This window comes from Micromonospora sp. WMMD987 (assembly GCF_029581435.1).
Lineage (GTDB): Bacteria > Actinomycetota > Actinomycetes > Mycobacteriales > Micromonosporaceae > Micromonospora > Micromonospora rifamycinica.
Genome location: NZ_CP120861.1, coordinates 4,759,604 through 4,778,278 on the forward strand (window position 1 = coordinate 4,759,604; position 18,675 = coordinate 4,778,278).

12 protein-coding genes are annotated in these 18,675 nt (G+C 73.9%); 2 read left to right on the forward strand and 10 right to left on the reverse strand.

From position 1 onward, the window contains the following. Nucleotides 1-2,641: 2,641 nt before the first annotated feature. From O7612_RS19990 to O7612_RS20030, 9 genes are all read right to left on the reverse strand, one after another. On the reverse strand, nt 2,642-4,141 hold the full coding sequence (locus tag O7612_RS19990) for a replication-associated recombination protein A (protein ID WP_282266448.1): 1,500 nt from the start codon (nt 4,139-4,141) through the stop codon (nt 2,642-2,644). A 75-nt stretch (nt 4,142-4,216) separates the two neighbouring features. After that, on the reverse strand, nt 4,217-4,429 hold the full coding sequence (locus O7612_RS19995) for a hypothetical protein (protein ID WP_067307861.1): 213 nt from the start codon (nt 4,427-4,429) through the stop codon (nt 4,217-4,219). Between the two features lie 114 nt (nt 4,430-4,543). After that, entirely contained in the window at nt 4,544-5,935 is a 1,392-nt protein-coding gene (locus O7612_RS20000; protein ID WP_282266450.1) for an MFS transporter, read from the reverse strand. After that, nucleotides 5,932-6,531, reverse strand: a complete 600-nt coding sequence (locus O7612_RS20005; RefSeq protein WP_282266451.1) for a helix-turn-helix domain-containing protein — start codon at nt 6,529-6,531, stop codon at nt 5,932-5,934. The genes O7612_RS20000 and O7612_RS20005 overlap by 4 nt, the downstream gene beginning before the upstream one ends. 246 nt (nt 6,532-6,777) lie before the next feature. Further along, on the reverse strand, nt 6,778-8,580 hold the full coding sequence (gene aspS / locus O7612_RS20010; RefSeq protein WP_282266453.1) for an aspartate--tRNA ligase: 1,803 nt from the start codon (nt 8,578-8,580) through the stop codon (nt 6,778-6,780). Nucleotides 8,581-8,752: 172 nt separating this feature from the next. Further along, nucleotides 8,753-9,805, reverse strand: a complete 1,053-nt coding sequence (locus O7612_RS20015; protein ID WP_282266455.1) for a S1 family peptidase — start codon at nt 9,803-9,805, stop codon at nt 8,753-8,755. Nucleotides 9,806-10,707: 902 nt separating this feature from the next. Continuing rightward, nucleotides 10,708-11,643: an acyl-ACP desaturase gene (locus O7612_RS20020; RefSeq protein WP_282266457.1), complete on the reverse strand. Its 936-nt coding sequence runs from the start codon at nt 11,641-11,643 to the stop codon at nt 10,708-10,710. A 75-nt stretch (nt 11,644-11,718) separates the two neighbouring features. Continuing rightward, complete coding sequence (hisS, locus tag O7612_RS20025; RefSeq protein ID WP_282266459.1) at nt 11,719-13,041, reverse strand: histidine--tRNA ligase; 1,323 nt, start codon at nt 13,039-13,041, stop codon at nt 11,719-11,721. 71 nt (nt 13,042-13,112) lie between these two features. Beyond that, complete coding sequence (locus O7612_RS20030; protein ID WP_282266461.1) at nt 13,113-13,832, reverse strand: MBL fold metallo-hydrolase; 720 nt, start codon at nt 13,830-13,832, stop codon at nt 13,113-13,115. A 261-nt stretch (nt 13,833-14,093) separates the two neighbouring features. Here O7612_RS20030 and O7612_RS20035 point away from each other — a divergent pair, with 261 nt between their 5' ends. Together O7612_RS20035 and O7612_RS20040 are read left to right on the forward strand one after the other, a co-directional pair. Continuing rightward, nucleotides 14,094-14,966, forward strand: a complete 873-nt coding sequence (locus tag O7612_RS20035) for a peptidylprolyl isomerase (protein ID WP_282266462.1) — start codon at nt 14,094-14,096, stop codon at nt 14,964-14,966. Nucleotides 14,967-15,025: 59 nt separating this feature from the next. Continuing rightward, complete coding sequence (locus O7612_RS20040) at nt 15,026-15,868, forward strand: peptidylprolyl isomerase (RefSeq protein WP_282266463.1); 843 nt, start codon at nt 15,026-15,028, stop codon at nt 15,866-15,868. 121 nt (nt 15,869-15,989) lie between these two features. Here O7612_RS20040 and O7612_RS20045 read toward each other — a convergent pair whose 3' ends face one another. Next, complete coding sequence (locus tag O7612_RS20045) at nt 15,990-18,422, reverse strand: bifunctional (p)ppGpp synthetase/guanosine-3',5'-bis(diphosphate) 3'-pyrophosphohydrolase (protein WP_282273967.1); 2,433 nt, start codon at nt 18,420-18,422, stop codon at nt 15,990-15,992. Nucleotides 18,423-18,675 lie beyond the last annotated feature (253 nt).

An 18,675-nucleotide genomic window follows, 5' to 3' on the forward strand; every position in this document is an offset into this window, starting at 1 on the left:
GGCACACCGGGCGGACGGGCCGCCACCGGCCCCGGCCCTGCCGGACGCGGACCACCGACGGTGGGCGCAGCGCCGGGCACCGGAGCCGACCGACCGGTAACGGGGCCACCGGGAACCGGGCCACCGGGAACCGGGCCACCGGGAACCGGCCCGCCGGGAACCACACCGGGACCACCGGTACGCGGTCCCCGGTTCGGATCCGGTACCGGGCCGGGATCGGCGTGCGGTCCCCGGACCGGGTGCCGGTCGTCGTCCGCCAGCCCGGGAACGGGGCCGGTCGCCCGGCCGGGAGCCCGCGCGGGCGGCGTCGGCCGGGCCGCGCCACGGGCCGGACCGGGCTGCCCCGGCCAGGGCGGCCCGGACTGTTCCGGCCGGGACGCGCCGGCCTCGACGTCGGTCCGCCCGGGACCGCCCCGCGTCGGGGCGGCCGGAGCGGTTCCACCCGGCGGGTTCGAGCGGTTGAGCACCCGCAGCGCGGGATCGGTGTGGGTGGTGCGTCCGGCCTGACGCAGCCAGTCCGCCGGCCGGTCCGGTCGGTCGCCACGCTCGCCCTGGACGGGCACCGGCGGCACCGGCTGACCGGTCGGCCCGGCAGCGTCCGGGCGGCCCGGCCGGCCCTGCGGTCCGTCGGTGTCCGGGCGGGGCCGGGAACCGGCCGCTGCCGTACCGCCCACGGTGCGCCACGCCCCCGACGGCGGCTCGCCGTCCGGGCGGGAGCGCCGGCCCACGGCCGCCTCGCCGTCCGACGCCGGACGGTGGGCGGCCGGTTCGGCCCCGTCGGGACGGACCCGCCGGCCCGCAGGGGGGACGACGTCGGCGGAGGCACGACGACGCCCGTTGTCGTCCCGGTCGGCCTGACCGGACCGACCCGCATCGGGCACGGACGGGGTCGGCGGCACCCCGGGGGGCGTCGCCGGGACACCGGGCAGCGGCGGCGCGTTGCCGGTCAGCGGCACCACGGGCGGCTCCGGCTCGGCGGCGCGACGGCGGCCGGCCCGCTCGCCTGCCGGCCGCTCACCGGCTTCGCGGCCCGGAGCGGACGGGGTCTCGGCGCGGCGACCGTCCGCCACCCGGGGGCCGGACGCGGTCGCGTCGGCACGGGCACCACCGACGGGGGCGGCGCGCGGCCCACCCACCGGCGGCACCGGGGCCGCTTCCGGGCCGACCGGGCTGCCCGTGCCGGCGCGGAGCGCGTCGGTCGGACGCGCCGGAGCGGTCGGGGGGCCGCCGGGATCGGGGCGGCCCACCGGTTCGACCGGACCGGACCGCCGGCCGGTCGACCGGTCGTCGGGTACGGTGCGACGGTTCCGCAGGGCGGGACCGTCGGGAACCGCGCCCGGCCGGTCGTCGGGCACCACCCGGGCCGACCCTGACGGCCCGGCCGGGCCACCGTGCGACGGCCCGGCGGTGCCCCGGGTGGCCGGCGGCGGGGCACCGGGACCGGCCCAGCCGACCGGAGGGGCCTGACCGGGGGCAACGGCAGCCCGCCCGGGGGGCGGGGCCTGGGCGGGACCGGTACCGGGGACCGCCGCCCGACCGGCACCGGGAACCGACGCCCGCGCAGGACCAGCGCCGGGGACCGACGCCCGACCGGGGCCGGGGGCCGAGGCCCGTCCCGGACCGGGACCACCGACGACGGGGTGGGCGCGGGACGTCTCCCCGGGTCGCTGCCCGTCGGCGGGGCCGACCGACGCCGCACCCGGCCGGGCACCCTCACCCGGACGGGGGCGTTGCTCGGCAGCCGCCGGCCGACCCGTTCCCCGCAGCGGCGGGGCGGCCTGGCCGGCGGGGTGCGCCGACCCGGGCGGTGGACCGGCGGGGTGCGCCGACCCGGGCGGTGGGCCGGCGGGGTGCGCCGACCCGGGCGGTGGGCCGGCGGGACGCGGCACGCCCCGGGACGGTTCACCGCCGGGCGACGCGGGGTCGACCCGCCCCGGCCCGCCGGCCGACGACGGGACGGACTGTCCGCCGGGCGGCCCCGACCGTAGGCCGCCGGGGGGCGTGGAGGGCTCCCGGCGCGGACCCGGCAGGCCGGCGGGCGGACCCACCGGCGGTGCCGAGGACGGCCGGGCACCGGGCGGCACGGAAGACGACCGGACCCCGGGAGGCGCGGACTGCGGCCCGGCACCGGGTGGTGCGGAATCCGGACGGACACCGGGCGGCGCGGACTGCGGGCGGACACCCGGAGGCGCGGCATCCGGGCGGACGCCGTCCGGGCCGGGTTCCGGGCGGACCGCCGGGGGCACCGGCTGCGGCCGGGAACCCTGCTGCGGCGGGCGTGGACCGCCCGGCGTCGACCCGTCGGGGCGCAGGACGGGCTGGCCGACACGCGGGGCGACCGGCCCCTCGGGGCCGCCGGGCCGGGGCGAGGCCGGACCCCGTCCGGCAGGCAGCGGGGCCGGACCCCGTCCCGCAGGCGGCGGGGCCTGCGCACGGACCGGCGGCACCGGTCCGTTGTCCGGCCCCAGCTCGATCCGTTGCTGCTTCGCCGTACGCAGGTCGTCGATCCAGCCGAACTCCTCGCCGGCCGGCTCGGGCGGGGTCTCGTCGCCGCCCCGCCCCCGACCCCACCGACGTCCCCTGGCGCGAGGTTCACGCCGCTCGTCGGGACCGTCCTGCGGTTGCTCCCCACCTCGCGATGTCACTGCTGAACCTCCCCGGCGGCGTCGCCGCCGTCCTCAAGCGCCCCACCGGTGTGCCCCGTGCCCGACAGGTGACGGCCGTTGACCACCGGCACCGGCCCGTCGGGGCGCGACGCCGGGGCGGGCAGCCCGCGGACGATCCGGCGCAGCAGGGGCAGCCGGGCGGCCACCGACCGCTCGACGCCGTGCCCGCTGGGCCGGTAGTAGTCGGTCCCGACGAGGTCGTCGGGAGCGTACTGCTGGGTGACCACCCCGCGCTGGTCGTCGTGCGGGTAGCGGTAGCCCGCGCCGTGTCCCAGACCCCGGGCGCCGGAGTAGTGCGCGTCGCGCAGCCCGCGCGGCACCGCGCCGCCCCGGCCGGCCCGGACGTCGGCCATCGCCGCGCCGAGCGCGGTGGTGGCCGAGTTGGACTTCGGCGCGGTGGCCAGGTGGATCACCGCCTGGGCGAGGTTGAGCTGGGCCTCGGGCAGGCCGACGTACTCGACCGCGTGCGCGGCGGCGGTGGCCACCGTCAACGCGGACGGGTCGGCCAGGCCGACGTCCTCGCTGGCGAAGATGACCAGGCGGCGGGCGATGAACCGGGCGTCCTCCCCGGCGACCAGCATCCGGGCCAGCCAGTGCAGCGCGGCGTCGACGTCCGAACCCCGCATGCTCTTGATGAAGGCGCTGGTGACGTCGTAGTGCGCATCGCCGTCGCGGTCGTAGCGCACGGCCGCCACGTCCACCGCCTGCTCGGTGGTGGCCAGGTCGATCCGGTCGGCACCGAGTGCGGTCGCCGAGGTCGCCGCCGCCTCCAGCGCGGTCAACGCCTTGCGGACGTCGCCACCGGCGAGGCGTACCAGGTGGTCCTCGGCGTCGGTGGCCAGGGTGAGCGTGCCGCCGAGGCCGCGCGGGTCGACGACCGCCCGACGCAGCAGGGACCGCACGGCCGTGTCGTCCAGCGGCTGGAGGGTGAGCAGCACGCACCGGGACAGCAGCGGGGAGATGACCGAGAAGTACGGGTTCTCGGTGGTCGCCGCGAGCAGGGTGACCGTGCGGTCCTCGACGGCGGCGAGCAGCGAGTCCTGCTGGGTCTTGCTGAACCGGTGCACCTCGTCGATGAAGAGCACGGTCTGCGGGCCACCGGAGCGCCGCTGGCGGCGGGCGGCCTCGATGACGGCCCGGACGTCCTTGACCCCGGCGGTCAGCGCCGACATGGCCACGAAGCGGCGGTCGGTGGCCCGGGCCACCAGGTGGGCGATGGTGGTCTTGCCGCTGCCCGGCGGACCCCAGAGGATGACCGACAGCGCCGCGCCGCCGCCGACCAGCTGGCGCAGCGGAGCGCCGGGCGCGAGGAGGTGTTCCTGCCCGACCAACTCGTCGATGCTCGCCGGCCGCATCCGTACGGGCAGCGGGGAGTCCGCCCCGGTCGAGGCGAACTCGTCGACCCCGACGACACCCGCGGGCGCGCTGGGCGCCGCGGCGGGTGCGCCGAGGGAGAAGAGGGCGTCGGAATCCATCAGGAAGACAGTACCGGGCGCGGCCCACGACGCCGGAATCGCGCCGCGGGCCGCGCCCGTTCTGATCCGTCGCGGTCAGCCGCGGCCCGGCCGACGGCCCCGGTACCACCGGCCGCCGCCACCGCCACGCGGGCCGCTGCCGACGCCGGCCAGGTAGAGCGAGAGCAGCAGTAGGCCGATCAGCACCAGGGTGTTCCAGTTGAACAGGTCGGGGGCGCCGAAGTTGGTGTTGAGAAGGTCCAGCAGGAGCGCGAAGCCGAACACGACGGCCGCGAGGATGGCGAGCATTTTGATGTCCTCCGGTAGGGGGTCCCAGTAGGTCGGCCCGGATGTACCCAATCGGTCGACTCGTCAATCTCCACCGTGGAGATCGGCGTCGTCGGGGCGGTCCGGCCCGCCGGGTCACCGGCTGCTCGCATGATCGACACCGGACGCACAGTGGCCCGCGACCGGCGGGGGCGGCGGCTGGGCGGGCACGGCCGGACCGGCCCCGGCGGGCACGGCCGGACCGGCCCCGGCGGGCACGGCCGGACCGGCCCCGGCGGGCACGGCCGGGGTGGTCCGACGGCCGGCCCGCCAGGCGGGCAGGTAGAGCGGGGCGGCAACCGCCAACGCCACCGCGCCCACCACCATCGCCGTGCCCACCCCGGAGCGGTCGGCCAGCGCGGTGAGCAGCACCGCGCCGAGGGCGAACCCCGGCTGGCCCATCATCGAGTTCAGCGACAGGACGCTGGTCCGGTACGGCCCGTCGACCTGCCGGTGCAGCAGCCCCAGGTGCAGCGGGTTGGACGCGCCGTGCACGGCGTAGCAGGCCAGGTAGGCGACCAGCACGCCGAGCGGCCCGGCGAGCAGCCCCATGCCGAGCACCGTGACGCCCTGCACGACGCGCAGCAGCGCGGCGGCGGGGGCGGCGCCGAGCCAGCGCAGCAGCAACGGGGTGACCGCCGCTCCGGCCGCCGACACCAGCCAGGCCGCCGAGTTGGCCGGGCCGAGCAGCGCCGCCGCCCGCTCGGGGTCGCCGACCACGTCGGCGAGCCGGACCGGCAGCAGGGACTCGAAGGTGACCATGCCGAAGCCCCAGAACAACTCCACCGAGACCAGGGCCAGCAGCACCCGGGAGCGGCGCAGCAGTCCGACGGCCTGACCGACCATCCGGGGGGCCGCCACCACCGAGGCGCGCAGCGTGCCGGAGCCCCGGGCCGGTCCGGGTTCGACCAGCAGGGACAGCAGAACGACCAGGGCGACGGCCTGGAGGACGGCGGCGACCAGTACCGGTACGGTCAGCGCGCTGACCGGGCCGACCGGGCCGAGCGCGATGAGGCCGCCGCTGAGCAGCGCCCCGGCGGCGATGGTGACGCCCGCGACGGTGCCGGCGAAGCCGAGACCGGGTTCGTAGTCGGCGTCGCGGTCGGCGGCCCGGGTGGACTCGACGTACCAGGAGTCGAGCGGGCCGCTGTCGAGCGCCCGGTAGACCCCTTGCAGCGCCCAGACCAGGAAGAACAGCGCGAAGGAGTCGGCCACCGCGAACAGGCCGAGCGACAGCAGGCTCACCGCCCAGGCGGTCACCAGGACGACCCGACTGCCCAGCGCGTCGGCCAGACCACCGGTGGGCAGTTCCAGCGCCAGCACCACCAGGCCCTGGGCGGTGGAGACGATGCCGATCTGGGACAGCGACAGGCCCCGTTCCTGCATCAGCAGGATCATCACCGGGATGGTCAGACCGGTGGGTAGCCAGCGCAGGCCGTAGAGGGTGAGGTAACGGAACCGGACCTGGCGGACGGTCAGCACGCTCACGGCCGCTGCTCGATCATCGGGAACGCGGCCAGGAAGACGTGCACCCGCTCGGCGTCGGGCTGTGCCGGGTCGGCCTCGGCACGGTAGCGCTCCAGCACCTGCCACAGCTCGTCGGAGAGGGCCTGGAGCCGGTCAGCCGGGAGGGTGAGGAAGGCGTCGCTCATTCCGAAGGCGTCCCGCCAGGCCGGCGACCAGTCCTGCTGGACGGCGAACCAGCGTTCGGCCCGCTCCGCCAGCAGGCGTACCTGGTCACCCTGGATCCACTCGATGGCGGCGCGGGCGTCGGGGTCGTCGTCGAAGTCGCTCGGTTCCCAGTCGGTCACCTCGTGCGCGGCCCGCCACCAGCGCTGCCGCCCGGTGCCCCGGTCCGGGTCTTCTACCACCAACCCCACGTCGGCGAGCTGGCGCAGGTGGTAGCTGGTGGCACCGGTGTTGGTGGCGAGCACCCCGGCGAGGGTGGTGGCGGTGGCCGGCCCCTGCACCCGTAGCGCACCGAGCAGCCGCAGCCGCAACGGATGGGCCAGCACCCGGACCTGCCGGTGGTCGATCCGCACGGCCCGGGAGGCGCCCCGTCCGCCGTTCTCGTCGTTCTCCATACATGCACAATAGCTGTGCACAAAAACGATGCACAACTCTTATGCATTCCCCCTCCCCCGCCCGCCCTCCCCCGCCCCTCCCTTCCCCGCCCCGCTCCGTCCCTCCCCGCTCCGCCCTCCATAACGATCAAGAGGTTTACGTCACCGCAGGGCGGGCGGGATGACGTAAACCTCTTGATCAATGATGCGGGGTGGAGCCGGGCACGGCCGGGCGGGTGGGGTGGAGTGGGGTAGCGGGGTGGGGAGTCAGACCGGGGTGGCTACCGGGGCGGCGGGGCCGGCGGTGCCGGCGGACGGGGTGGGAGGCTTCGGCTTGGCGTCGATGCCGGCCTCGGTGCGCTGCTGGCCGGTGATCGGGGTCGGTGCGCCGGTCAGCGGGTCGAAGCCGCCCCGGGTCTTCGGGAAGGCGATCACCTCGCGGATCGAGTCCGCCCCGGCGAGCAGCATGCAGACCCGGTCCCAGCCGAAGGCGATGCCGCCGTGCGGCGGGGCGCCGTACCTGAACGCCTCCAGCAGGAAGCCGAACTTGTCCTGCGCCTCGGCGGGGGTGATGCCGAGCAGGTCGAAGACCCGCTGCTGCACGTCACCCCGGTGGATACGGATCGAGCCGCCGCCGATCTCGTTGCCGTTGCAGACGATGTCGTACGCGTACGCCAGCGCGCGGTCCGGGGCCTCCTCGAACCGGTCGACCCAGTCGGCGTTCGGCGAGGTGAACGGGTGGTGCACGGCCGTCCAGCCACCGTCGTCCGTGTGCTCGAACATCGGCGCGTCGACCACCCAGCAGAACGCCCAGGCGCTCTCGTCGATCAGCTTGGCCCGCTTGGCGATCTCGATCCGGGCCGCGCCGAGCAGCTCCTGCGCCTCCCGGGTGTTCGTGCCGGCGGCGAAGAACACCGCGTCACCGGGCTTGGCCCCGACCGCGTCGGCCAGCCCGCCCAGGTGCTCGGCGGAGAGGTTCTTGGCCACCGGCCCGCGTGCCTCGCCGGTCTCGGCGTCCAGCACCACGTACGCCAGGCCCCGCGCGCCGCGCGCCTTGGCCCAGTCCTGCCAGCCGTCGAGTTCCTTGCGGGTCTGCGCCGCCCCGCCCGGCATGACGACCGCGCCGACGTAGCCGCCCGCGTCGATCGCCGCGGCGAAGACCCGGAAGGCGGTGCCGCGCAGGTAGTCGGTCAGCTCGGTCAGCTCCAGGCCGTAACGCAGGTCGGGCTTGTCGGAGCCGTACCGGGCCATCGCGTCGTGCCAGGTGATCCGGGGGATCGGCCGGGTGATCTCGTGACCGGCCAGGTCCTTCCAGAGCGCCGCGACGATCGCCTCGCCGAGGTCGATCACGTCGTCCTCGGTGACGAAGGACATCTCGATGTCGAGCTGGGTGAACTCCGGCTGCCGGTCGGCCCGGAAGTCCTCGTCGCGGTAGCAGCGGGCGATCTGGTAGTACCGCTCCATGCCGCCGACCATGAGCAGCTGCTTGAACAGCTGCGGCGACTGCGGCAGCGCGTACCAGCTGCCGGGCTGGAGCCGGACCGGGACCAGGAAGTCGCGGGCACCCTCCGGGGTGGACCGGGTCAGGGTCGGGGTCTCGATCTCCAGGAAGTCCCGCTCGTGCAGCACGCCGCGGGCCAGCTGGTTGGCCCGCGAGCGCAGCCGCAGGGCGTTGGCCGGGCCGCTGCGGCGCAGGTCGAGGTAGCGGTAGCGCAGCCGGATGTCGTCGCCGGCCTCGATCTGGTCGTCCACCGGCAGCGGCAACGGCGCGGCCTCGGAGAGCACCTCCAGCGCGCTGGCGGTCACCTCGATCGCGCCGGTGGGCAGCTCCGGGTTCTCGTTGCCCTCGGGGCGGCGGGTCACCTCGCCGGTGACCTTGACGCAGAACTCGTTGCGCAGCGCGTGCGCGTCCTCCTCGCGAAACACCACCTGGACGACGCCGGAGCCGTCGCGCAGGTCGACGAAGATGACACCGCCGTGGTCGCGCCGGCGGGCCACCCACCCGGCGAGCGTCACCGTGGTGCCGGCGTCCGTCGCGCGTAGGCTGCCGGCGTCATGGGTACGGATCACGACTTGCGTCTCCTCATCTGCGGTACGGCTGTGTCACCCGCATTGTGTCAGCCGCCCGGTCCGCGCGGTTGCGGGGTGAGCAACGCCGGCCCCGCCCACCGGACACGCGGAACGGGCCGCCGGTGTCCCGACGGCCCGTTCGCGGAGGTGGATCGGATGACGCGGAGGTGGATCAGATGATGCTGACGCCGTAGACGCTCAGCGGCTCGGTGACGGGCTGGAAGTAGGTGGTGCCGCCACGGGTGCAGTTGCCGCTGCCGCCGGAGGTGAGGCCGACCGCGCTGCTGCCGCTGAACAGCGAACCGCCGCTGTCGCCCGGCTCGGCGCAGACGTTGGTCCGGATCAGGCCGGAGACCGAGCCCTCGGCGTAGTTCACCGTGGCGTTGGTGGCGGTCACCGAGCCGCTCTTGAGGCCGGTGGTGCTGCCGGAGCGCTGCACGCTCTGGCCGACGTAGGCGTTGGCGGCACCGGTGACGTCCCGGAAGCTGCCGTTGTAGAGGGAGACGTTGCCGGTAGCGTTGGCCGCGTTGCTGTGCCGGACGATGCCGTAGTCGTTACCCGGGAAGCTGGTGCCGGTACGGGTGCCGAGCACGCTGGTCTGGCCGGAGTTCGAGTACCAGGTCGAGCCGATGTTGGTGCAGTGACCGGCGGTCAGGAAGAAGGTCTGACCGGCGCTGTTGCGCACGTTGAAGCCGAGCGAGCAGCGGCCGCCGCCGGTGTAGATGGCCTGGCCACCGGAGATCCGGGTGCTGAGCACGCCGGCCTCGGCCTCGACCCGCACGGCGCCACCGGTGCGCGCGGCGGCGGCCTTGACCCGCGCCAGCTTGGCGCCGGTGACGGTGCTGTCGACCGACACGACGACCTGGTTGGTGGCGGCGTCGGTCCACCACGCGGTGCCGGGGATCTTGGCCGACCGCTCCAGCTCGGCGGTGGCGGAACGGAGCTGGGCCGCGCCCCGGGTGACCATCTTCGGGGTGGCGCCGGCGGCGCGGACCTCGCGGGCCGCGGCGGAGTCGGTGACCGCGACGACCATCTTGCCGGCGGCGTCGGCGTAGGTGCCGGCGGCCCGGTCGCCGAGACGGTCGGCCAGGCTGGCGGCAGCGTCGGGGGATGCGGGCGAGGCGGGGGCCGCCTGGGCGGGTGCGCCCATCAGCGCGCCGGTGACCAGAGTGCCGGCCATGGCGACGGCGGCGACGTGGCGGAGTGAGGACCTCGTGGGTCGCATGCAACAACCTCCGGAAGGGGGTGACGGGCAGCGTCATGCAGACGCACCCGAGGGCACCCGGCCGACCTGGGGAGAATCGGCCGAGAGGTTGAAGTATTCACATATCTAAGATCGTAAACAAGACATGGCTTTGCCCGGATTCACCCCGCCGGCCGATATGACGCCCAGGCAACACCGTGGACACATCCATGTCAGACCCTCCGCTGACACGCCCCCACCCCCAGCGACGGCCGCGCGGACGCGGCCACGACCGCCGCGCCGACTCACGCCGCGACAACCGCCGGCCCGACGCAGGCGGCCACAAGCCGCCGGCCCGACTCACGCGGCCACAAGCCGCCGGCCCGACTCACGCGGCCACGACCGCCGGCCCAACGCAGGCGACCCCACCCCTGCCCGTCCGCCGAATCCCGGTGACACCGGCCCGACCACACACCACGAACCGACCCGGGCCAGGACGTCTCGCGCCGGCGGGCGGGGGACGGCAGGAAGAGGTCCTCGACACCCGTCACTGTGCGTCATCGCCAGCAGGCCCCGCCACCTGACGGTCGCCCGCTTTGCTCTGCTGCCCCCACCGCGACAGCTACATTGAGTAGCCGCGCGTCAGGGCACCGGCGAGCCGCACACCGTAAGGAGAAGCAGCTCCAAGCGGTGTCGCTTCGATGGCAGCAGAGCAAAGCGTGGAAAGGTGGGAACATGAGGGAGGGGCATTAGTTACAGAAAGTCACGCCAGCCGATCCATCACCGGCCACCACCGACGGTCACCGACATTGGGGGACGGACGGGTCGTCCGACCGGGTCGGCGCAGACCCGGGCGAGGCGGCGTAGGCCGGGGTGCCCCGCTCCGACGGTGCGGCACGCCGACGCGCCCGCCGCACGGCCCACCGCCGGAGGGGACGAGCAGGTCAGGCGCGGGCGGCCAGCTTGGCGGCACGGGCGTCGCGCTTCTCCTCGAACCGGGAGGCAGCCTGCTCCAGGCCGTCCAGCCGGGCGGCGATCTCGTCGCGGGCGGCCTCACCGTCGGCGTCCAGGCCGACGACGTTGAACACGTCCCACTGGCGCAGCACCGGGGCCACCACGTCGTCGCGGTGCTGACGTAGGTCGTAGATGCCGGCCAGGGCGATCGCCACCGACTTGCGGGTGAAGCCCTCGATGCCCACCCCGGGCATCTGGAAGTCGCCCAGCACCTCGGCGATCGCCCGCATCGTCTGGCTCGGGGCCACCTCCAGGGCCGCGCCGAGCAGGTTGCGGTAGAAGACCATGTGCAGGTTCTCGTCGGCCGCGACCCGGCTCAGCAGCGCCTCGCAGACCGGGTCGCCGGTGATCCTGCCGGTGTTGCGGTGCGAGATCCGGGTGGCCAGTTCCTGGAACGAGACGTACGCCAGCGAGCGCAGCATCGACGAGTCGTGCGAGTTGCTGTAACCGGCGGTCATGTGCACCATCCGAGCCCGCTCCAGGGCCACCGGATCGACCGCCCGGGTGACCGTCAGGTAGTCCCGGATGGCGGTGCCGTGCCGCCCCTCCTCGGCGGTCCACCGGCCCACCCAGGTCCCCCACGCCCCGTCCGGCCCGAACAGGCTGGCGATCTGGTGGTGGTACGACGGCAGGTTGTCCTCGGTGAGCAGGTTGACGATCAGCGCCGTCCGGGCCACCTCGGGCAGCGTCGAGTCCCCCTCCGACCACGCCTCGCCACCGAGCGGGCCGTCGAAGGTGCGTCCCTCACTCCACGGCACGTACTCGTGCGGGAACCACTCCTTCGCCACCGCCAGGTGCCGGTCGAGGTTCTTGGCGACCACGGGCTCGAGTTCGTGGAGCAGCGCGGTCTCGCTGAGTTCGGTCACAGGATCCCTCCCTACGGTGGCGTAACTTACGCCACCGTAGGTCCCCGGGGACGTACGCGCCAGTAACCGGACGGCTCAACCGACCTGTGGCTTCAGGTCCTGGTGGGGAGGCATCCAGTCGCCGGCCGCCGCGTCCACCTGCTCGCCCGAGCGGATGTCCTTGACCTGGTCGCCGTCGGCCCCGGGGAACCACACGTACGGAATGCCGCGCCGCTCGGCGTACCGGATCTGCTTGCCGAACTTCGCCGCGTTCGGCGACACCTCGGTCGGCACGCCCCGGGACCGCAGCGCCTCGGCGACCGCGTTGCTGGCCGCCCGCTCCTCCTCGGCCCCGACGGCCACCAGCACACAGGTCGGCACGCTCCGGGAGATCGACAGCGCCCCGGCGCCGAAGAGCAGACCGAGCAGCCGGGTCACCCCGATCGAGATCCCGACGCCCGGGTACGAGACGGCACCGGCGGTGGCCAGGTCGTCGTACCGGCCACCGGAACAGATCGACCCGAACCGCTCGTAGCCGACCAGCGACGTCTCGTAGACGGTGCCGGTGTAGTAGTCCAGACCCCGGGCGATGCGCAGGTCGGCCACGCAGAGCCCGGGCGCGTGCGCGGCGGCCGTCTCCACCACCGCGACCAGTTCGGCGATGCCCTCGTCGAGCAGCGGATCGGTCACCCCCAGGGCGCGCACCGCGTCGGCGAAGGACGCGTCCGCCGCGGAGATCCCGGCCAGCGCCAGGCAGGCGTCGGCCTGTGCCTCGCTCGCCCCGGCCGTCTCGGCCAGCAGCGCGGCCACCTTCGTCGGGCCGATCTTGTCGAGCTTGTCGACCGCGCGCAGCGCCGCCTCCGGGTCGGTCAGCCCGATGCCCCGGTAGAAGCCCTCGCAGATCTTGCGGTTGTTGACGTGGATCCGTACCGGCGGAATGGGCAGCGACCGCAGCGCGTCACCGATCACCAGCGGCATCTCCGCCTCGTAGTGCGCCGGCAGGGTGTCCCGGTCCACGATGTCGATGTCGGCCTGGAGGAACTCCCGGTAACGCCCCTCCTGCGGGCGCTCGCCCCGCCACACCTTCTGGATCTGGTAGCGGCGGAACGGGAACTGGAGCTTGCCGGCGTTCTCCAGCACGTACCGGGCGAACGGCACGGTCAGGTCGAAGTGCAGGCCGAGCGCGTCGTCACCGGCCGGGCCGTCCGCGTCGGCCTGCAACCGGCGCAGCAGGTAGACCTCCTTGGAGGTCTCCCCCTTGCGCAGCAGCTGGTCCAGCGGCTCCACCGACCGGGTCTCCAGCGGCGCGAAGCCGTACAGCTCGAAGGTGTGCCGGATCCGGTCGAGGACGGACTGCTCGATCATCCGCTGCGACGTGGTCCACTCCGGGAAGCCGGAGAGGGGCATGGGCTTGCTCATGGGCGTACTCCTTGCGGGTCCGCGCGGGGCGCGGTGAGATCGACAGCTCCGCGCGCGGCGCGGAGCGGAGACTAGAGGCCGCGGGTGGGCGTCGCCGGACGCGTCCCGCCGGACCCCGCCACGTCGACGAGGTACGGATTGCGCACGCGTTCCCGGCCGATGGTGGTCGCCGGGCCGTGACCGGGCAGCACGACGGTGTCGTCGGCCAGCGGAAGGACCTTCTCCCGCAGGCTGTCCAGCATCCGGGACATGCTGCCGCCCGGCAGGTCGGTGCGGCCGATCGAGCCGGCGAAGAGCACGTCGCCGGAGAGGCAGACCTGCTCGGCCTCCCAGGGCGAGCCGGCGCCGGGCAGCCGGAACAGAACCGACCCGCCGGTATGGCCCGGGGCGTGGTCGACGGTGATCTCCAGTCCGGCCAGCGCCAGCGTCGCCCCGTCGGTCAGCTCCGTCACGTCGTCGGGCTCGGTGTAGGGCAGCCGGCCGCCGAACAGCGCGGTGAGGTCCATCGACAGCGCCTTGGTCGGATCGGCCAGCAGCTCCCGGTCGTCCGGGTGCACGTAGGCCGGGATGCCCCGCGCGCCGCAGACCGGCGCGACCGAGAAGGTGTGGTCGAGATGGCCGTGGGTGAGCAGCACGGCGGCCGGGTGCAGGCGGTGCTCGGCGAGCACGGCGTCGAGCCGGTCGAGCACCCCGATACCGGGGTCGACCACCACGCACTGCTCCCCCGGCGCGGTCGCCACCACATAGCAGTTGGTGCCGAAAGCGTCCGCGGGAAAGCCGGCCACGAGCACGTCAGCTCCCCTTCCGTTCGAGTCGACTGTCTCCCGGGCAGCCTAGCCGCCGCCGACGCCGCGGCACGCGTTCCCACCCGTCCCACCCGCCCCGGACGGCGCAGTGACGCACTTTGATAAACCCAGGCCGGACCTCGTACACCACTTTCACAGCGGGTACCCGTACACTCTGCGGGCGTGTGGCGTGGCGCACCCGCGGACACGTGCGGGCGTGAACGGCCCGACCGCCGGTGACGACCAGGGTAGAGGAGGGGAGCACGGGTGGCTTCCAGCAGGGACCGGCAGCGCAAGCTCGCGCGGGAGAAGCTCGACCGGCAGCTGGCCCGGCGGGCCGCCGCCGCGCGACGGCGTCGACAGATCCAGGCCGGGGTCGGCGCGGCCGTGGTGCTGGTGCTAATCGTGGCCGGCGCGGCCTGGGGGCTGGGCGCCTTCGACCGCGACCCCGAGCAGAAGGCCGCCGAGGACGTCTGCCTCTGGACCCCGCAGGACGCGAGCGCCAACACCAACCTCAAGGACGTCGGCGCCCCGGCCACCACCGGCCTGCCCACCTCCGGGGTACGCACGGTGACCGTCGACACCGACCAGGGTGGCCCGATCACCGCCGAGCTGGATCTCGCCGCCGCGCCGTGTGCCGGGGCGAGCATCGCCCACCTGGCCGGCAAGTCGTTCTACGACAACACCACGTGCCACGAGATCACCGCCGAGGGCGCGCTGCGCTGCGGCGACCCGAGCGGCACCGGCCTGGGTGGCCCCACCTACACGTTCTACAACGAGAACGTGCCGACCGGACCCGAGGCGAGCCCGTCGGCCAGCCCGGCCCCCGGCCAGCCGCCGACGTACCCGAAGGGCACGGTCGCCATGATCGGCAACCCGCCGGGCGCCAACGGCAGCCAGTTCCTCGTCTTCTTCAAGGACTTCAGCCCGGCCCAGCCGGCCTACCCGGTCATCGGCCGGGTGACCGGCGGGTTGGACGTGGTCGAGAAGATCGGCGCCCTGCCGACCGTGGACAACGGGGCGGGCGCCAAGGTCAAGCCGAAGACCGACGTGACGATCCGCAAGCTCACCGTCGGTGAGGCACAGGCCGCACCCGCGCCGGCGACCGGTTCCCCGGCGGCCAGCCCCAGCGCCGGCTGAACCGGCCCCCACCCGTACCTGCGGCCACGCCGCGTCCGAGATGTCCAGGAGGAGTGACCGTGACGTCCACGAGAGAGCGGCAGCGCGCGGCGGCGCGGGCCCGACTTGAGCGGGAGATGGCCGAGCGCTCGGCCAAGGCCCGTAAGCGCCGGCAGACGCAGGCGATCGTCGGGGCGGCCGCGATCCTGGTGCTCGTGGTCGCCGGCACCGTCTGGTTGGCCACCAGCCTCGGCGGCGATGACGACGACAGCAAGCAGCAGGCCGCCGGCACCGAGGGCTTCTCGCAGTGCGCCTACACCGAAACGCCCAAGGAGGGCAGGACGGCGCAGATCAAGGACGTCGGGCTGCCGCCGGCCCAGCAGGCCAGCAAGGGCACCCAGACGATGACCCTGGAGACCAACCTGGGGCCGATCGTCGCCAAGCTCGACCGGACCAAGGTGCCCTGCACCGCCGGCAGCTTCACCCACCTGGCCAGCAAGGGCTTCTTCGACAACACCAAGTGCCACCGGCTGGTGACCGAGGGCATCAAGGTGCTCCAGTGCGGTGACCCGAGCGCGACCGGCAAGGGCTGGCGGCAGACCGACGGCACCGGCGGGCCGGGCTACGGCATGGCCGAGGAGAACCTGCCGACCGACAAGCGTCCCCCCTACCCGGAGGGCGTCATCGCGATGGCCAACTCCGGGCAGCCGGGCAGCACCGGCAGCCAGTTCTTCATCGTCTACGGCGACTCGCAGCTCGACCCGAACTACACCGTGCTGGGCACCGTCACCTCAGGCATGGACCTGGTCAAGCAGGTCGGGGCGGCCGGCGACGACAAGGCGTACGCGCAGTCGGCGGGGGGTGGCCACCCCAAGAAGGAGGTCACCATCACCAAGCTGACGATGAGCGACATCGAGGGCTGACGACCCCTCCGGTACGACGAGCGCCCGCCGGCCGAGCCGGCGGGCGCTCGTCGTGTGCGGTCCGCTTTCCGTGCCACCCGGCGGCTGTCCGTGCCGCCGGGCGTGGGCCGCCCGACGGTCGTCAGGCGCCGGAGGTGACCCGGTAGGCGTCGAACACCCCGTCGACCTTGCGGACGGCGGCCAGCAGGTGCCCCAGGTGCTTCGGGTCGGCCATCTCGAAGCTGAACCGGCTCACCGCCACCCGGTCCCGGGTGGTGGTGACCGTCGCCGACAGGATGTTGACCCGTTCCTCGGAGAGCACCCGGGTGACGTCGGCCAGCAGCTTGTGCCGGTCGAGGGCCTCCACCTGGATGGCCACCAGGAACGTCGAGGCGGAGGTGAGCTTCCAGCTGACCTCCACCACCCGCTCGACCTGGGCGCGCAGGTCCTCGGCGTTGGCACAGTCGTCCCGGTGCACGCTGACCCCGCCGGAGCGGGTGACGAACCCGAAGACCGAGTCCGGGGGCACCGGCGTGCAGCACCGGGCCAGCTTGATCCAGACGTCGCTGACGCCCCGCACCACCACCCCGGGGTCGCTGCTGTTCTGCCGGCTGTGCGGGGGACGGGTGGCGACGGCGGTCTCGGCGATGTCCTCCGCCGCGCCCTCCTCGCCGCCGTACGCGGCCATCAGCTTCTGCACCACCGACTGCGCCGACACCTGGCTGTCGCCGACCGCCGCGTAGAGCGAGGCGACGTCGGCGAGGTGCAGGTCCCGGGCGATCGCCATCAACGCGTCGGAGGTGAGCATCCGCTGCAACGGCATGCCCTGCTTGCGCATCGCCTTGACGATCGAGTCCTTGCCGGCCTCGATCGCCTCCTCCCGCCGCTCCTTGTTGAAGTACTGGCGGATCTTGGTACGCGCCCGCGGGCTCTTGACGAAACTCAGCCAGTCCTGCGTCGGGCCGGCCGTGTCGGACTTCGAGGTGAAGATCTCGATCACGTCGCCGTTGGACAGCGTCGACTCCAACGGCACCAGCTTGCCGTTGACCCGCGCCCCGATGCACTTGTGCCCCACCTCGGTGTGCACCGCGTACGCGAAGTCCACCGGCGTCGAGCCGGTCGGCAACGGGATGACGTCCCCCTTGGGGGTGAAGACGTACACCTCCTGGCTGGACAGGTCGAACCGCAACGCGTCGAGGAACTCGCTCGGGTCGGCCGCCTCCCGCTGCCAGTCCAGCAGCTGCCGCAGCCAGGTCATCTCGTCGATGTGCGCCGGCGGGCCGACGATCTGGGTGCCCTTGTGCTCCTTGTACTTCCAGTGCGCGGCGATGCCGAACTCGGCGGTGCGGTGCATCGCGTAGGTGCGGATCTGCATCTCCACCGGCTTGCCGGTGGGCCCGATGACCGTCGTGTGCAACGACTGGTACATGTTGAACTTGGGCATCGCGATGTAGTCCTTGAACCGGCCCGGCACCGGCTGCCAGTTGGCGTGGATGACCCCCAGCGCCGCGTAGCAGTCCCGCACCGTGTCGACCAGGATCCGCACCCCGACCAGGTCGTAGATGTCGTTGAAGTCCCGCCCCCGCACGATCATCTTCTGGTAGATCGAGTAGAGGTGCTTCGGCCGACCGGTCGTCTCCGCCTTGATCTTGGCGGCCTTCAGGTCCGTGCCGACCTTCTGGGTGACCTGCTTGAGCAGCGACTCCCGCTGCGGCTGGTGCTCCCCGATCAGCCGCAGGATCTCCTCGTACCGCTTGGGGAACAGGGTGCCGAAGGCCAGGTCCTCCAGCTCCCACTTGATGGTGTTCATGCCGAGCCGGTGGGCCAGCGGGGCCAGGATCTCCAGCGTCTCCTTGGCCTTCTGCTCCCGCTTCGGGGCCGGCAGGAAGGACAGCGTGCGCATGTTGTGCAGCCGGTCGGCCAGCTTGATCACCAGGACCCGGGGGTCCTTCGCCATCGCCACGACCATCTTCCGGATGGTCTCGGCCTTGGCCGCGTCGCCCAGCTTGACCTTGTCCAGCTTCGTCACGCCGTCGACGAGCAGGGTGACCTCGGGGCCGAAGTCGGCCCGCATCTGGTCGAGGGTGTACTCGGTGTCCTCGATCGTGTCGTGCAGCAGCGCCGCCACCAGCGTGGTGGTGTCCATCCCCAGGTTGCCCAGGATGGTCGCCACCGCCAGGGGATGGGTGATGTACGGGTCGCCGGACTTGCGGTACTGGCCGGAGTGCCAGCGCGCGGCGGTGTCGAAGGCCCGCTGGAGCAGCCGGGCGTCCGCCTTCGGGTGGTTCTCCCGGTGGCTGGCGATCAGCGGTTCGAGCACCTCGCTGACCTGGGAACTCTGCCAGGGTGCGTTGAACCGGGCCAACCGGGCGCGGACCCGCCGCCCGGTCGGCGCGTTGGACAGCGCGAAACCCGCGCTCGGCGACGGGTCGTCGTCGAACGACGCCCCCGGGACCACACCGTCGGGCGCGGCACCGGCGGCCTCGCCGGACCCCGCGGGGGCGGTCGGTGAATCGTTCTGCCGATCGGTCACCGCGCCGTCAGCCTCGCCTGTCGGGTGCACCGTGCCCTCCACCGGAGGGACGACATCGTGAGACACCGGCCTCCTCACCGATCGCCGGGACCACGTCGGCCGTACGACCGACGCCTGTCTTGCCGAACCGGCCGTCGGGCCGGTGTGTTCCCGCCGGCCCTGTCGGGCCGGTGGCCCTGCCGCCGGCCCGCGACCGGCGTCCAGATCCGCCGCCCGGAAGGGTGACCACCCGGTCAGCAATGGGCAATGCTACCCGCACGGTAGGTGCCCTGCTGCTCCGCCGGACGGTCGGTCT

Bases quoted from the DNA above. Each gene is read 5' to 3' on its own strand.
- O7612_RS20005 (WP_282266451.1), bottom strand. From the start codon at position 6,531: ATGGAGAACGACGAGAACGGCGGACGGGGCGCCTCCCGGGCCGTGCGG.
- hisS (WP_282266459.1), bottom strand. From the start codon at position 13,041: ATGAGCAAGCCCATGCCCCTCTCCGGCTTCCCGGAGTGGACCACGTCG.
- O7612_RS20015 (WP_282266455.1), bottom strand. From the start codon at position 9,805: ATGCGACCCACGAGGTCCTCACTCCGCCACGTCGCCGCCGTCGCCATG.
- O7612_RS19995 (WP_067307861.1), bottom strand. From the start codon at position 4,429: ATGCTCGCCATCCTCGCGGCCGTCGTGTTCGGCTTCGCGCTCCTGCTG.
- O7612_RS19990 (WP_282266448.1), bottom strand. From the start codon at position 4,141: ATGGATTCCGACGCCCTCTTCTCCCTCGGCGCACCCGCCGCGGCGCCC.